Genomic DNA, 15,347 nt, shown 5'->3' on the forward strand with positions numbered 1-15,347 from the left:
AGCCGCGTAGCGGAAAAAATAATATTTCATTTATATAAAAATATATTCCATCAGGATAATTCAATACGTGTAAATATTATAAATTTCGCTGGCTAATTAACCAAAGATATGCCGCTACGGATTATCGGATTTCTCGTAAAGCGCCCATATTAGCTGCAGCAGGCGTAATAAAAGATATGTTACAAATATTATGAGCATCGGTATTGGGATCCTGCGTCAGAAGGGGTGACAGCGGGCAGCTCAGGCCGTAGTATGCTGAGCCACAACGAAATTACCGATGAAGCGCAGACATGTATTCGACCGATGTCGTCAAGGACAATTTTTATATTACCGCCAGCAAATCAGGGCTGGAATCAAGCGAAATTGCGGCGCTTAAACGTTCTATTCCTGAACGCGTTAATTTGAAGCAGCTCAAAAAAAATGAGTCCATTCGCCTGGTGGTGGGGAAAAAGTCCGGCAAGTCTCGCATCGTCGCTTACAAGCTGTCCGCCGGGAAAAGCGAATATACCGCCTACCGAATTTCCGACAGCGCGTTTTATAAGCTCGATGACAACATCGCGAAGGTCAACATGGCCTACCCTAAACCGGCCTCCGCGCGCCTGAGCTCCACCTTTAACCCGGCCAGGGTCAACCCGGTCTCCGGCAAAGTCAGCCCGCACAACGGCATTGATTATTCGATGCCGATGAAAACCCGGGTGGTCAGCGTCATTGGCGGCACGGTCACCAAAGCGGAATACAACAAAACCATGGGCTATTTCGTTGAGGTCAGCGGTAAAGCCGGTATCAAAACCCGCTACCTGCATCTCAATAAGATCCTCGTGAAGAAGGGCCAGCAGGTCAAAAGCGGCGCCAGCATCGCCCTGTCCGGCAACAGCGGCCGCTCCTCCGGCCCGCACCTGCATTACGAGCTGCTGATTAACGACAAACCGGTGAACTCCCTGGCGTTTCGCCCGCAGAAGGCCGGATTAAGCAAGCTTGAGCAGCACGCCTACGCCCATATGCAAGAATACGAGCAGTACCTGGACTGACTCCCCCCATAAAATAAGCACACTGGCCTGCGCCAGTGTGCTTGTGCCGTTACGCTTTTTTCACCCGATGCCTGCGCAGCCAGATGAGCTTATAGGCCGCCGGGATAATAAACAGCGACAGCAGCGGCGCGGTGATCATCCCGCCGATCATCGGGGCGGCGATACGGCTCATTACCTCCGAACCGGCGCCGGTGCCCCAGAGGATCGGCAGCAGGCCGGCCACGATCACCGCCACGGTCATCGCCTTTGGCCGCACGCGCAGAACGGCGCCGTGGTACAGCGCCTCGTCCAGCCCCTGCTCGCTGAAGGTCTCGGGGCTGAGAAGCTCAGGCTCCGCTTCTATCGCATGGCGCAGATACATCAGCATCACCACGCCAAACTCGGCGGCGACCCCAGCCAGCGCGATAAACCCGGTACCGGTCGCTACCGACATATGGAACCCCTGCAGGTAAAGGAACCAGATGCCGCCCACCAGCGCAAACGGCAGGCTCATCAGGATAAGCAGCGCCTCGTCCACGCGGCGGAACGCCAGATACAGCAGGATGAAGATAATCATCACCGTCATCGGCACCATCAGCTTCAGCTTCTTGTTGGCGTGCTCCAGCAGCTCAAACTGCCCGGAAAACGCCACGCTGGTGCCGGGTTTCATCTGCACTTTTTCACCGATCGCCGCCTTCAGGTCATTAACCACCGACACCATGTCGCGACCGCGGGCATCGATGTAAATCCAGCTCGCCGGGCGGGCGTTTTCCGTTTTCAGCATCGTCGGGCCGGAGACCACCTTCACGTCGGCCACGTCGCCGAGGGTGATCTGCTGCTTCATCGGCGTCAGGACAGGCATCTGCCTTAAGGCTTCAGGACCGTCGCGGAACCCCTGCGGGTAGCGGATGTTGATCGGGTAGCGGGCCACGCCCTCCACGGTCTCCCCCACCGTCGCCCCGCCGATGGCCGAGGAGACGAACAGCTGGACATCGCCTACCGTCATGCCGTAACGGGCGGCTTTTTCACGGTTGATATCCACATCGATATAGCGCCCACCCTCAAGGCGCTCCGCCAGCGCGGACGCTACGCCGGGTACGGTTTTGGCCACCTCTTCAATACGCTGCGCCGTCTCATCGATGTCGGCCAGCACGGTGCCGGAGACCTTAATGCCGATCGGGCTTTTAATCCCGGTCGACAGCATATCGATACGGTTACGGATAGGCGGCACCCAAAGGTTCGCCAGCCCCGGCAGCCGCACGGTGGCATCCAGCTCTTCGACTATCTTGTCGATGGTCATCCCCGGGCGCCACTCGCTCTGCGGCTTCAGCTGGATGGTGGTTTCCACCATCTCCAGCGGCGCAGAGTCGGTCGCCGTTTCGGCTTTACCGGTTTTGCCAAAAACGGAGGCCACCTCCGGCACTGTTTTAATCAGCTTGTCCGTCGTTTGCAGCAGTACGGCGGCCTGCCCCGGCGAAATGCCCGGTAGGGTCGATGGCATATACAGCAAATCGCCTTCGTTGATCTTCGGCAAAAACTCGCCCCCTACCCGGCTCAGCGGCCAGATAACCGTGAAGATAGACAGCGCGGCGACCAGCAGCGTCAGCTTCGGCCAGTGCAGCACCTTCAGCAGCAAAGGGTGGTAGGTTTTGATCAGCACGCGGTTCAGGGGGTTGCTGGTCTCCGCCGGAATTTTCCCTCTGATCCAAAAGCCCATCAGGATAGGGATCACTACGATCGCCAGCGCCGCCGCCCCCGCCATGGCGTAGGTTTTGGTAAACGCCAGCGGGCCGAACAGCCTCCCCTCCTGCCCCTCGAGGGTGAAGATAGGGATAAACGACAGCGTGATGATAAGCAGGCTGATAAACAGCGCAGGCCCCACCTCTACCGAAGCGTCGGTAATCACCTTCCAGCGGGTGTCGTTATCGATGCGTTCGCCGGGATGGCGATGCTCCCACTCCTCCAGCCGCTTATGGGCGTTTTCGATCATCACAATGGCGGCATCCACCATCGCCCCCACGGCGATGGCGATCCCCCCAAGCGACATAATATTGGCGTTCAGCCCCTGGAAATGCATGATGATGAACGCAATGCACAGCCCCAGCGGCAGCGAGATAATCGCCACCAGCGCCGAGCGCACGTGCCAGAGAAACAGGGCGCAGACCAGCGCGACCACGATAAACTCTTCCAGCAGCTTCCCGCTGAGGTTATCAATCGCCCGGTCGATAAGCTGGCTGCGGTCGTAGGTCGTAACCACCTCAACCCCTTCCGGCAGGCTCTTTTTCAGCGTATCGAGCTTCTCTTTAACCGCCGAGATGACCTCACGGGCGTTTTTGCCCGAACGCAGGATCACAACCCCGCCGGCCACCTCTCCTTCGCCGTTGAGCTCCGCAATACCGCGGCGCATCTCCGGGCCAATCTGCACGCGGGCGACGTCGCGTAAATAGACGGGTACGCCGTTAGCGCCGGTTTTGAGCACGATATTGTTAAAATCATCAATCGTTTTCAGGTAGCCGCTGGCGCGCACCATATATTCCGCTTCGGCGATCTCCACCGACGAACCGCCCGCCTCCTGGTTTGACGCGGTAAGCGCCGCTTTTACCTCCGGCAGGCTGATGCCGTACTGCGAGAGCTTCAGCGGGTTCACCTGCACCTGGTACTGTTTTACGACCCCGCCCACCGAGGCGACTTCCGCCACGTTGGGAATGGTTTTCAGCTCGTATTTCAAAAACCAGTCCTGCAGGGAGCGCAGCGCCGCCAGGTCGTGCTTGCCGCTGTGGTCCACCAGCGCGTACTCGAAGATCCAGCCCACCCCGGTGGCGTCCGGGCCGATTTCAGAGCTTACCCCGGCCGGTAATTTCCCCTGTACCTGGTTCAGGTATTCCAGCACGCGGGAGCGGGCCCAGTAGAGATCGGTGCCATCCTCAAAAATCACGTACACGTAGGAGTCGCCGAACTGGGAAAAGCCGCGCACGGTTTTCGCGCCCGGCACCGACAGCATGGTGGTGGTCAGGGGATAAGTTACCTGATTTTCAACAATCTGCGGCGCCTGCCCCGGATAGCTGGTTTTAATAATCACCTGCACGTCGGAGAGGTCGGGCAGCGCATCCACCGGAGTGTTGACGATGGTCCAGGCCCCCCACACGCTGAGAAACAGCGCGCCCATCATCACCAGAAAGCGGTTGGCGACCGAACGCCGGATAATCCATTCAATCATTGCCGTCTCCTCAATGACCTGAGTGCGCGTCTGCGGACGGCATGACCATCCCCGGCGCCATTGCCTCAGGGGTCTGCGCATGGCGCATACGCTCCAGCGCGCCGGTAATGTTCGCTTCTGAGTCAATCAGGAACAGGCCGCTGACGACAACGGACTCCCCTTCCTGCAGCCCGCCGCCAACGCCCGTCTGCCGCTGCGACTCGTGCAGCACCCTGATGGCTTTCGGCACGAAGCGTCCGTCGCCGTCGACGGTGATGACGCGCTGCTCGTTGCCGGTGTCGATAACAGCCTGCGACGGGATAAGCAGCATTTCCGGGCTCTGGGTGTCCAGCTTCAGGTACGCATTCATACCAGGCTTGAGCACCTCATCCCGGTTGTCGACCTGAAGACGCACCTGCAGGGTACGGGTGGTTTGATCGGCGCTGGGCAGAATGCTCCATTTCTCAATGCTGAACGTTCTGTCGGGGTACGCCGGTACCGAAATGGTGAACTGCGAGGTGTCTTTGAGCAGGTAAGCGATAGACTCCGGGACGGCGGCGCTGATCCACACCGGGTCCATCCCCTGAATCTGGGCCACCACTTTATCTTTCGAAATGTTCATTCCGCTTCGCAGATCGAACGCGGTGATGACGCCGTCGATCGGCGCCCTGATGGTGAAGCGGGTCTGGACGGTCCGCGAACCGCGCAGGCGCTGAATATCCTCTTCCGGCATCCCGGCCAGGCGCAGCCGCTCAAGGATCCCTTTGACCTGAGTGGCTGAACCGCCGGTCGCCGACAGCAGCAGGTATTCGCTCTGCGCCTCCACCCATTGTGGGATGGTAATATCAATCAGCGGCGTCCCTTTCTTCACCTTATCGCCGAGGGTCAGCGGATAGACCTTTTCGACGAAACCGTCAGAACGCGCCTGGACTATCACGAACTGGTAGTCGTTGAAGCTGACGTTGGCGGGAATGGTTTGCGAGTACTGCAGACGGCCTTTGCTGACTTTTTCGGTCTTAAGCCCCAGGTTTTGCACCAGCGTGGGGTCGATACGGATACCGTTGCCGTTTTGCGCGTCGCCCTCGTCGGCGTATTTCGGCACCAGATCCATATCCATAAACGGCGATTTTCCCGGCTTATCGAATTTGGTATCGGGTTTCATCGGGTCATACCAGAACAGGACTTTACGCTCTGCCGACGGCGATGCCGCGCTGCCCGCAGCATTCATATAATGGTAAGCCGCAAGCGAAATGACGCCTCCCACGATAAGACTGCTGATAATCGTTGCCGTGTATTTTAAAGAAGCCATCATCGCTCCTGCTAAATTAGCTATAGGCTTTGAAAATTCGCCCACCATAACGACAGTTATGCCGGGCGAATAAATCGTGAAAATAATCAGGACGGGATGACGTTAATACTCTGCAGCAGCGAAATATTACCCTGCTGGATAAACGAGAAATTCACCTGGCTGCCCGGTTTTAGCGCGCTGATGCTGTCATCCTGGGTGGCGAAGGTAAAGCGCATGGTCATCGCCGGCCAGCCGATGGCCGGAATCGCCTCATGGGCAATGGTGATTTTTTTATTTTTAAGATCAATTTCTTTTACTACGCCGCTGGCGCTGACGACCTGCGGCTGCGCGCTTGTTTCGCTGCCGGACATCGCCATTCCCTGGTGCTGCTCGTTGGCCTGTACGGCCTGCGCCATCACCAGAGAGAGAACTCCGAACAGCGCGACTTTCATTGACTGACGCATAATATTGACTCCTGATTTCATCATGATTGGCTATTTCACTCACTCCAGCCGCCGCCAAGAGCGGTAAAGAGATTGATCTCATTAACCTGCTGGGCATATTTCAAATCGAGGATCGTTTGCCGGGTGGCAAATAATGAACGCTCGGCGTCCAGCACCTCGATATAGCTCACCGCGCCGCTGGCGTATAATCCGCGCGCGCGCTGTAGGGTAATCTGTAAAGAATTCAGGTAACGCTGCTGGGCGGCAATTTGTCCGCTGATGCTATCGCGCAGCGACAGCGCATCGGCAATGTCCTTAAACGCCGCCTGTATTTTCTGCTCGTAGTTCACTACCGACTGCTGCTGGCGCACTTCCGCCAGGGTCAGATTGGCCTGGTTGCGGCCGGCGTTGAAAATCGGGATCTCAATTTTCGGCACGAAGTTCCACATACCGCTGGACGCCGTAAACAGGTTCGTCAGGTCCGTACTGCTGCTGGAGATCCCGCTTGTCAGGGTAATAGACGGGAAAAACGCCGCCCGCGCCGCGCCGATATTGGCGTCCGCCGCCCGCAGCTGGTGCTCGGCCTCCATGATATCCGGCCGCTGCAGCAGAATCGTCGAGGAGAGATTGGGCGGCAGCGCGACCGGATTCAAATCTTTTTCCAGATTCAGCGCGTCGTTCGGCAGCATCTGGTAGCTCCCGGTCAGCAGCTGCAGCGCATTGTTCGCCTGCGCCAGCTGCCCTTCCCGTTTAGCGATCTCGGCGCGGGTGCTTTCAATCACCCCGCGAGCCTGTTCAAGGGCCAGCACGTTGGTGCTGCCGGTGACCAGCTGCTGCTCAACGAAGGCGTAGGATTGCTGATAGTTTTGCAGCGTCTCTTTGGCGATATTCAGCTGCTCCCAGGCCAGGCGCTGGTTAAAGTAGCTTTGCGAGACGTTGGAAATCAGCAGGATGTGCACGGCGCGCTGGGCTTGCTGACTGGCAAAGAAGTTCTGCTGATCCGCTTCGCTCATGTTTTTCAGCCTGCCGAAGAAATCGAGATCGAAGGTCAGACCCAGCCCGGCCTCATACTCTTTGCTGGTGGCGCTATCGCCTTTTAACCCGCCTTTGTAGCTGGCGTCTGACGAGGCGTTCAGCTGCGGATAGCGATCGGCGTCGGTCACATTGTACTGCGCGCGCGCTTCCTGAACCTTCAGAGAGGCCATTCGCAGATCGCGGTTGTTACGCAGCGCCTCATCAATGAACCGCCTGGCCTGCGGGTCGGCAAAGAAGGTGCGCCAGCCGGTGTCCTGATAGCCTGCGGTTGTCGGGACGAGCGCATTGCGGGAGAGAGAAAACTGCTGCGGCACCGGCAGCTCAGGGCGCTGATAGTCTGGCGCCAGAGAGACGCACCCCGCCAGAAAAAATGCCGTACTGACCGCCAGTTGTTTTAATCTAAACATATCGCTTCCCGTCCAGGCGAGCCCGGTAACCTGCTGCCAATCGTTTCCAGATGATGATGGCGGACACCTTAGCTGAGCGACTCTGTTCGCAGGGTGACAGGATAATGACAAAGCTGTCATTTTCGGTTTAAGTCGTTGATCTCGTCCCCCCGCCCACTAGAATGACAGGCGAACTGGCGCTGCGGAGGGCAGATGAAAATACTGATTGTCGAAGATGAGGTAAAAACCGGAGAGTACCTCAGCAAGGGGCTGACCGAAGCGGGGTTTGTGGTCGATCTCGCCGATAACGGCCTGACCGGCTACCACCTGGCAATGACCGCCGATTACGACCTGATCGTACTGGACATCATGCTGCCCGACGTCAACGGCTGGGATATCGTCCGTATGCTGCGCACCGCCAATAAGGGAATGCCGATTCTGCTGCTGACCGCGCTCGGCACCATTGAGCATCGGGTGAAGGGGCTTGAGCTCGGCGCCGATGACTATCTGGTGAAGCCGTTCGCCTTCGCCGAGCTGCTGGCGCGGGTGCGCACTCTGCTGCGCCGCGGGGCGGCGGTGATCCCGGAAAGCCAGTTTCAGGTCGCCGATTTAACCCTCGACCTCGTATCGCGTAAGGTGAGCCGCGGCGGCGCCCGTATTACGCTGACCAGCAAAGAGTTTACCCTGCTCGAGTTTTTTATCCGCCATCGCGGCGAGGTGCTCCCGCGTTCGCTTATCGCCTCGCAGGTCTGGGATATGAACTTTGACAGCGACACCAACGCCATCGACGTCGCCGTTAAACGGCTGCGGGCCAAAATCGACAACGATTTTGAGCCGAAGCTGATTCAGACCGTTCGGGGCGTCGGCTATGTGCTTGAGGTGCCTGATGAGGATTAACTGGCGGCGCAGACCGTTTTCGCTTGAGATACGCCTCACCTTCTTCATTAGCCTGGCGACCATCATCGCCTTTGCCGCCTTTGCCGGTATCATGCTGCATTCCGTACAGAATCACTTTGCCGAGCAGGACGTGAAAAACCTGCAGCAGATCAACACTACGCTGTCGACCATTCTGGAAAATCCCGATGACTCCGAACGGCAAAAGGTGGAGAAAATCGGCATTATCCTTGCCAGCTATCGCTATATCTCGGTGCTGCTGCTGGACCCGCAAAAGCAGGTGCTGTACCGCTCGGCGGACGGTCCTGACCTGATGCCGGTATTGAAAACCGCCGGCTTCAGCCAGAACCTGGGCTCCGGCAACGTATTTCAGTGGGCCGACAGCCAGGATAGCATGCAGAACATGCATGGCATGAGCCAGAGCACGTGGCGGATTATCGCCTCCCCGGTCGCCTCGCCGGGGAGCGGGAAAACCGCAACCGACACGCTGCTGATTGCGCTCTCCATTGATTTTCACCTGCACTATCTTGACGCGCTGAAGCACAACCTGCTGATGATTGCCTCGGCGATGAGCCTGCTGATTATTTTTATCGTGCTGTTCGCAGTGCATAAGGGCCACCAGCCGCTGCGCAACGTCAGCATGAAAATCAAAAACATCACCTCGGAGAATCTCGACGTTCGCCTGGAGCCGGAGCGCGTGCCTATCGAGCTTGAACAACTGGTTATCTCCTTTAACCATATGATTGCGCGCATTGAGGACGTCTTCACCCGGCAGGCCAATTTTTCCGCCGACCTCGCCCATGAGATCAGAACGCCGATCACCAACCTCGTCACCCAGACGGAGATTGCCTTAAGCCAGCCGCGCACGACAAAAGAGCTTGAGGACGTCCTTTACTCCAGCCTTGAAGAGTACAACCGGATGGCGAAAATGGTCAGTGATATGCTGTTTCTCGCCCAGGCGGACAACAATCAGCTGATCCCGGAGCGTATTCCGCTGGACCTGCGGGCGGAAACCATCAAGGTATTCGAGTTTTTCGAGGCCTGGGCGGAAGAGCGCAACGTCGGTCTGCAGCTGGAGGGCCAGGCCTGCATCGTGGAGGGCGACCCGCTGATGCTGCGCCGCGTCATCAATAACCTGCTATCCAACGCCATTCGCTATACCCCGGCAGGTCGGTCCGTGACGGTGCATGTGCATGAACGCGGCAAATGGGCGGAGCTGACGGTGGAGAACCCGGGAGCGCCCATTGCGCCAGCGCATCTGCCGCGCCTGTTTGACCGCTTCTATCGCGTCGACCCTTCACGCCAGCGCAAGGGGGAAGGCAGCGGCATAGGGCTGGCCATTGTGAAATCGATTGTCGCCGCGCACCAGGGAAAAATCAGCGTGGCCTCCGACGCCATGTCGACCCGCTTTACCCTCAGCCTTCCCAGGCTTGCCGCCTGAACGCATCGGCCTGTCGTCGGACAGGCTGCTTTATCCCTGCGCGTTCATGACGCACTTGTCACCGCCCGGTCACGCTGGCAACAGAATCATCTCTTTATAATCAACTACATCCAGACGCTTCCCTCCGCGGAATTCCTCTGGAACGACACGTTGAAATGAATAAGGAGACTAGCACCATGAAAAAATCGATTATCACTGCCTTCATCGCCCTGGGCATTGCCTCTTCCGCCTGGGCCGCCGACGCGGTGGACGCGCACCGTCAGGTCAACAATGCCCAGGCGGCGGCGCACCAGACAGCCGCCTCCGCTCCCGCCGCCGCAGTGGCCGGAAACGCCATGACAATGACGGAGATGAATACGCACCAGAAAGCGATGGCCGCACATGCCAGCATGAACAACAGCCAGGCTTACGCGCATCAGCAGCAGATTGAAAAGCACCGTAAAATGATGATGGCTCAGCAGTAAGCCGGTTGGATAAGAGGATGCGAAAGGGTCAGTTGCGGTGCCGGGTGCCTCCCGGTGAGTCAGCCAGTCCAACTGACCCGCATGCATTGTGTTTACTGGGATTTCAAAAACCTGACTGAGCGCCCCGCCGCTTAGGGGGATTCACCGCCCGTCAACAATACGTTGGGACCGGCATTTTAGATAATGCTGATTTGTTTATTTTTGAACTCTCCGGCGGTGTCAGGTGCTATACTCAGATTCTTCTGTATCCGTTTTGAATAAAGGAATATTCCCCTTTGCCACAGCCTAAATACCGCAGCGCGACAATCATTATTATCGTTCTGACGACGTCTATTTTCTTCGGTTTTATCGTAAATGAATACCGAAGTTTACAAGGCTACATGGGGTATATCGCAGAAAACGGGAAATCAGCGCTGTTCCATGAAGAATATGTCAACCAGAATATTGCCTTTCGCCTTTCACGAATATTTTCCGCCCATCAGCAGGCCAGCAGCGGTAATGTAAAGAGCAGCGCGGCGATCTGCCGGCACGTTGAGTCAATGAACGGGATAACAGGCCTGAACCTGGCAGGACAAACGATGCCCAGCCTCAATGGAACGCTGCAAACGCGTAATCATGACTGCAACGCATGGGCGCAGGATGTTTCTGCGCTACCGATCATTCAAAACAATACGGTCGAAACGTTATCAAAATATACATTTTCAAACTATACCGGCTACCGTTTTAACAATATTCGCTACTACATTGATCTGCAAAATAATTTTATTTTTATCAACAGACTGGTTGATACGCATCATTATACATTTAGCAACTGGTTAGTCACCAGCGATGGCAATATTAATATCGAGCGGAGCGCCCACAGTATCAACATCGATGCCGATGCATTAAACGATTTACGTCAGGGTGAGAATATTGTGTCGCATATTTATCGTGATGGATACACTAAGAAAAATATTATCAGCATGCTCACCCCCGTTTTTCAGCATAACGAAATCAAAGGCATTCTGATAACGGATGTTAATATCGAAGACCTTGCCACCTCATTTTATACGACCGAGCGCCCGCTGTTGTGGCGGTTTCTTTCACTGTATGTCACCGATAACGCCACTGGCGATAATATCGTGTTCCACCGTCCGGAGCTCAAATCTGCGCCCTTGATTCACTATGCGGAAAATATTACCCGCTATTATACCCTGCATATCAAGCTGGACGGGATTTATGTCCTGATCAACTGCCTGTGGCTGATAGCGCTGTACCTGCTGGGCACCGGGTTATTGTGCCACTACGCGCGCCAGCAGCTCATGCGGCATGAGTCGCTCTCTCGCGACAACGTCACGGATGCAATGACCGGGCTGTATAATCGTAAAGCGCTCACGCCCGCTTTGGCGCAAAAAATTCAGACGTTGCTGGCAAAAAATATCGCCGTCACCGTTATCGCTATCGACAGCGACGGGCTGAAAAAAATTAATGATACGCTCGGCCATCACATGGGTGACCAGGCCATTCAGTATTTAGGTAGAGCAATCGCGCAGTCTATTCGTAAAAGCGACGCTGGTATTCGCCTCGGCGGCGATGAGTTTAGTCTGGTGCTGATTAACGCCTCGCTGGCAAAATCCCGCGATGTAATAGCCCGCATTCAGGAAAATCTCGCCGCAATCGATGAAAATAAGCTGGTTTCTTTTTCTTACGGCAGCTATCAGCTGCGATCCGGCGATACGCTGGAGACTGCGTTATTAAAAGCCGATGAGCTCTTGTATCAACACAAGCGTAATAAATACGCGCAGGCATAACCGGCAGAAAACGTATGTTTCCTGCCATCATGTCGGCCAACGGGGCAGCCTGGCGATTCTCTTATTTTTTCGCCGGCTGCGGATGGAACAGCAGATTCGTCGTGTGCTGGTCAATTGCGCCGCTGCGTTTACCGTCCATGCCATAATAGCGATCCTTACGGCACAGCTTTTCCTTCACATCGCAGAAAATACCGTTAGCAAAGGTAAACTGCGTATGGTCGAAGTCCCCCAGCGAAGCTAATTTCTTACCCGCATTTTTCCCCAGATATTTTTCCGTGAGCGGTGCGGAAAGCCCGTTGCTGTCGGCGCAGACGTATTTATCGCATACCACGCCGGGGACCGGCGTTTTCAGCGCCTGTTTGCTGCCTGCCGCCCCGGCGCACGCCGCGATGCCCAGCAGCGCCAGCAAACCCCATGCTCTTTTCATTGTGCTTCCCTTATCGCTTATCTATTGAGGAATTAGCTTATTGCCTCGATCGCCCGAACGCAACGCCCGCCGCTGCCCCGCCAGCGTCCTCCATGCTGACCGTTTTGCAAAAACCTGCCGCAAACGGACATTTTCAGCGCAGCCAGAACTCGCCGCAGCACGGCGCTAAACGCCTTATTCATTGATAACCATCACACATTCGCGCCCCGGTTGTTTCGCGACGCCGCTATCGATAAACAATAACCACATAGTTACAAGGTCTTTTGCTGAAAACTTATGGGCTTCGAAAAGGGGAATTATCCTATGACACATCGCATGATATTGAATGAAACGGCGTGGTTTGGCCGGGGTTCGGTCGCATCGTTAGTCGATGAGGTGCAGCGGCGCGGCTACCACAAGGCCCTGATAGTGACCGATGAAAACCTGGTGCGCTGCGGCGTTGTCGAAAAAGTCACCTCGCGGATGAACGACGCGGGGCTTGCCTGGGAGGCGTTCACCGGCGTGGTTCCGAACCCGACGATCCAGGTAGTGAAAGCGGGCCTTGAAGCCTTCGAGCACAGCGGGGCCGACTACCTGATCGCCATCGGCGGCGGCTCGCCGCAGGACACCTGTAAGGCGATTGGCATTATTCATAACAACCCCGAATTTGCCGACGTGCGCAGCCTCGAAGGCCTGTCGCCGACCCGCCGCGCCAGCGTGCCGGTGATGGCGATTCCCACAACCGCAGGCACCGCGGCGGAAGTGACGATTAACTACGTCATCACCGACGAAGAAAAACGCCGCAAATTCGTCTGCGTCGATCCGCATGATATTCCCCAGGCCGCGTTTATCGATGCGGATATGATGGACGCTATGCCGCCAGCGCTGAAGGCCGCCACCGGCGTGGACGCGCTGACGCACGCGATTGAAGGCTACATCACCCGCGCCGCCTGGGCGCTGACCGACGCTCTGCACCTGAAAGCCATTGAGATTATCGCCGGCGCGCTGCGGGGGTCGGTCAACGGCAACCGTGACGATGGCGAGGCGATGGCGCTGGGGCAGTACGTCGCCGGGATGGGTTTTTCCAACGTCGGCCTGGGGCTGGTTCACGGCATGGCGCATCCGCTTGGCGCGTTTTACAACACCCCGCACGGCGTGGCTAACGCTATCCTGCTGCCGCATGTGATGCGCTACAACGCGGCCCATACCGGCGACAAATTCCGCGACATCGCGCGGGCGATGGGCCGCCCCGTCGAACATCTGACGCCGGAAGAGGCGCGCGCCGCGGCCGTCGACGCGGTCGTCTCGCTCAACCAGGACGTCGGCATCCCGGAAAATCTGCGCGCCATCGGCGTTCGTAAAGAAGATATCCCGGCCCTGGCGCAGGCGGCGTTCGACGACGTCTGCACCGGTGGAAACCCACGGGAAGCCACCCTCGACGATATTATGGCGCTGTACCACCAGGCCTGGTAAATCGCCGCGTACAATAGCCTGTTTCCTTGGGAAACAGGCTATTCTGCCCACCCTGTCGTCGCCTCTTCCGCCAAGTAATTTTTCATTTAAAAATACCAAAAATTAAATTCAAAACGCCGTTTTAAATTAAAGAAAAACAACTACACTATGCCCCGGCACTGCTTATCAGTGCCCTTTTCATATTATTTCATCGCCCTGATGCGCCCAATTTATCAACAGGTTCACCCGTGAAAAAACGTATTTCATCAAACCAGATTATTTTCCTGGCAGGGACGGCAGCGCTAAGCACCGTCCTGTTTGCCTTTGACGCCGCCTCCATTGGCCTGTGCGCGGCATTTCTGACGACAGGCTCGTTTTCCTTACAGGTCTTCGACATCCTTAAGACGCGTGAAACCAGGGCGATTTCCACCAAAATGTATCTGGTATTTATCAGCGGCCTTTTACTGTGGCTAACCTACGGGATTAAATCAGGAGATATTCCGCTGATTGCCGCTAACGGCGTTACGCTGCTGCTGGCGAGCGCCGTTATGGCGCTGAAATGGAATAACGAACGCGCCCGCGATTGATAGAAAAAAAAATAAACAGCGCGGATCGCGCTGTTTATTTTTAGCAACCATGACGATGTTCGCCGAATTATTCGCTCAGCCGCCGCAAATACCCCACGCTGTCCGCCAGTGCCGCCCCCGTCAGTTCTTCAACAACAACAGGAATATGGCTTAGCTGAAAACGCTCAAGCGTCCTCAGCACCTGCGCGTAATCGATGATCCCCTCCTCAAGCCCCACCGGCACCTTATGCCCGTCCTGCAGGATAAAGTTCTTAAAATGGAGGAGGCGAATCCGCCCGCCGTGGGTGAGAAGAAAATGTTCCAGCACGTCGCGCCAGCGCGCGGCATTACCGGTATTGAGCAGATTGGCGAGATCCAAGGTGACCTGAAAACGCGCCCCTAGCCGCGCGTTTAGCTGCGCCAGACGACCGGCGTCGTGAATAATGTGGTCGCTGACCGCCTCAACCAGAAAGTGCCTGTCATGGGCCACCAGCGAAGGGCGAAGCCGTGACAGCGTTTGCTCTACGGTGGAGAAGGCCGTCTCACCGTGGTTATCCGGATGCCACGTCCACTCATCGTCGTTGAGGGAGCCCGTTTCGCTTCCCACCGCAGCAACGCCGCTTTTGCCGGCAACGGCGATGGTAAAACGCACGCGTTCGAGCTCTCGCGCCAGCACATCGGGGCGGGAATGCGCCGGATTAAAGTAGCTCGCCAGCAGAAACAGGGACAGCCCGGAACACTGAAGGTGATGAATATTGGCGACAATCGCATCCTCATCCCTGGCCTGCCACTCGTCCTCCCAGGTTTTATGGATGGCCAGCTGCAACCCGTCAAGGCCCAGTTTGCGGGCCTCATCGATAATATCCTGCAGGGAGTGGCCGCTAAGATCATGGGCGCGAGCGCCGATGTTCAACCGGTTCATACGCAGCTCCTGTTGGAAAAATGACAATGGGGGAGCATTGCTCCCCCACAGGTATAT

General features: G+C 56.6%; 13 protein-coding genes. 7 read left to right on the forward strand and 6 right to left on the reverse strand.

Annotated features, from left to right (window positions below; all coding sequences use genetic code 11):
- Window positions 1–290 precede the first annotated feature (290 nt).
- Window positions 291–1,028 (forward strand): peptidoglycan DD-metalloendopeptidase family protein, encoded by a 738-nt coding sequence (locus tag ENTCL_RS16190; RefSeq protein WP_013367223.1) that lies wholly within the window; start codon window positions 291–293, stop codon window positions 1,026–1,028.
- Window positions 1,029–1,077: 49 nt separating this feature from the next.
- On the opposite strand, the gene ENTCL_RS16195 is transcribed toward ENTCL_RS16190, so the two are convergent.
- From ENTCL_RS16195 to ENTCL_RS16210, 4 genes are all read right to left on the reverse strand, one after another.
- Complete coding sequence (locus tag ENTCL_RS16195) at window positions 1,078–4,224, reverse strand: CusA/CzcA family heavy metal efflux RND transporter (protein ID WP_013367224.1); 3,147 nt, start codon at window positions 4,222–4,224, stop codon at window positions 1,078–1,080.
- A 10-nt stretch (window positions 4,225–4,234) separates the two neighbouring features.
- On the reverse strand, window positions 4,235–5,512 hold the full coding sequence (locus ENTCL_RS16200; protein WP_013367225.1) for an efflux RND transporter periplasmic adaptor subunit: 1,278 nt from the start codon (window positions 5,510–5,512) through the stop codon (window positions 4,235–4,237).
- An 86-nt stretch (window positions 5,513–5,598) separates the two neighbouring features.
- A complete protein-coding gene (gene cusF, locus ENTCL_RS16205; RefSeq protein ID WP_013367226.1) occupies window positions 5,599–5,955 on the reverse strand; it encodes a cation efflux system protein CusF in 357 nt (118 codons plus the stop codon).
- Between the two features lie 35 nt (window positions 5,956–5,990).
- Complete coding sequence (locus ENTCL_RS16210; RefSeq protein ID WP_013367227.1) at window positions 5,991–7,376, reverse strand: efflux transporter outer membrane subunit; 1,386 nt, start codon at window positions 7,374–7,376, stop codon at window positions 5,991–5,993.
- Between the two features lie 192 nt (window positions 7,377–7,568).
- Here ENTCL_RS16210 and ENTCL_RS16215 point away from each other — a divergent pair, with 192 nt between their 5' ends.
- From ENTCL_RS16215 to dgcJ, 4 genes are all read left to right on the forward strand, one after another.
- Window positions 7,569–8,252 carry a copper/silver response regulator transcription factor gene (locus tag ENTCL_RS16215; RefSeq protein WP_013367228.1) on the forward strand — a complete coding sequence of 228 codons (684 nt, stop codon included), beginning with the start codon at window positions 7,569–7,571 and terminating at the stop codon, window positions 8,250–8,252.
- Complete coding sequence (locus tag ENTCL_RS16220) at window positions 8,242–9,690, forward strand: Cu(+)/Ag(+) sensor histidine kinase (protein WP_013367229.1); 1,449 nt, start codon at window positions 8,242–8,244, stop codon at window positions 9,688–9,690. The genes ENTCL_RS16215 and ENTCL_RS16220 overlap by 11 nt, the downstream gene beginning before the upstream one ends.
- A 176-nt stretch (window positions 9,691–9,866) precedes the next feature.
- Window positions 9,867–10,154, forward strand: a complete 288-nt coding sequence (locus ENTCL_RS16225) for a hypothetical protein (protein WP_013367230.1) — start codon at window positions 9,867–9,869, stop codon at window positions 10,152–10,154.
- Between the two features lie 275 nt (window positions 10,155–10,429).
- The gene (gene dgcJ / locus ENTCL_RS16230; RefSeq protein ID WP_013367231.1) at window positions 10,430–11,944 is read left to right on the forward strand and encodes a diguanylate cyclase DgcJ; all 1,515 of its coding nucleotides are present in this window, start codon (window positions 10,430–10,432) and stop codon (window positions 11,942–11,944) included.
- Between the two features lie 61 nt (window positions 11,945–12,005).
- Here the strand turns inward: dgcJ and ENTCL_RS16235 are convergent, their stop codons facing one another.
- A complete protein-coding gene (locus tag ENTCL_RS16235) occupies window positions 12,006–12,371 on the reverse strand; it encodes a YcgJ family protein (RefSeq protein ID WP_013367232.1) in 366 nt (121 codons plus the stop codon).
- 303 nt (window positions 12,372–12,674) lie between these two features.
- Between ENTCL_RS16235 and fucO the strand changes: the two genes are divergently transcribed.
- Together fucO and ENTCL_RS16245 are read left to right on the forward strand one after the other, a co-directional pair.
- Window positions 12,675–13,823, forward strand: coding sequence for a lactaldehyde reductase (fucO, locus tag ENTCL_RS16240; RefSeq protein WP_013367233.1), 1,149 nt, complete (start codon window positions 12,675–12,677; stop codon window positions 13,821–13,823).
- Window positions 13,824–14,050: 227 nt separating this feature from the next.
- The gene (locus tag ENTCL_RS16245; RefSeq protein ID WP_013367234.1) at window positions 14,051–14,389 is read left to right on the forward strand and encodes a SemiSWEET family sugar transporter; all 339 of its coding nucleotides are present in this window, start codon (window positions 14,051–14,053) and stop codon (window positions 14,387–14,389) included.
- A 67-nt stretch (window positions 14,390–14,456) separates the two neighbouring features.
- Here the strand turns inward: ENTCL_RS16245 and ENTCL_RS16250 are convergent, their stop codons facing one another.
- Window positions 14,457–15,290 carry a sugar phosphate isomerase/epimerase family protein gene (locus tag ENTCL_RS16250; RefSeq protein ID WP_013367235.1) on the reverse strand — a complete coding sequence of 278 codons (834 nt, stop codon included), beginning with the start codon at window positions 15,288–15,290 and terminating at the stop codon, window positions 14,457–14,459.
- Window positions 15,291–15,347: the final 57 nt, after the last annotated feature.

The sequence above is a fragment of the [Enterobacter] lignolyticus SCF1 genome (assembly GCF_000164865.1).
Taxonomy (GTDB): domain Bacteria; phylum Pseudomonadota; class Gammaproteobacteria; order Enterobacterales; family Enterobacteriaceae; genus Enterobacter_B; species Enterobacter_B lignolyticus.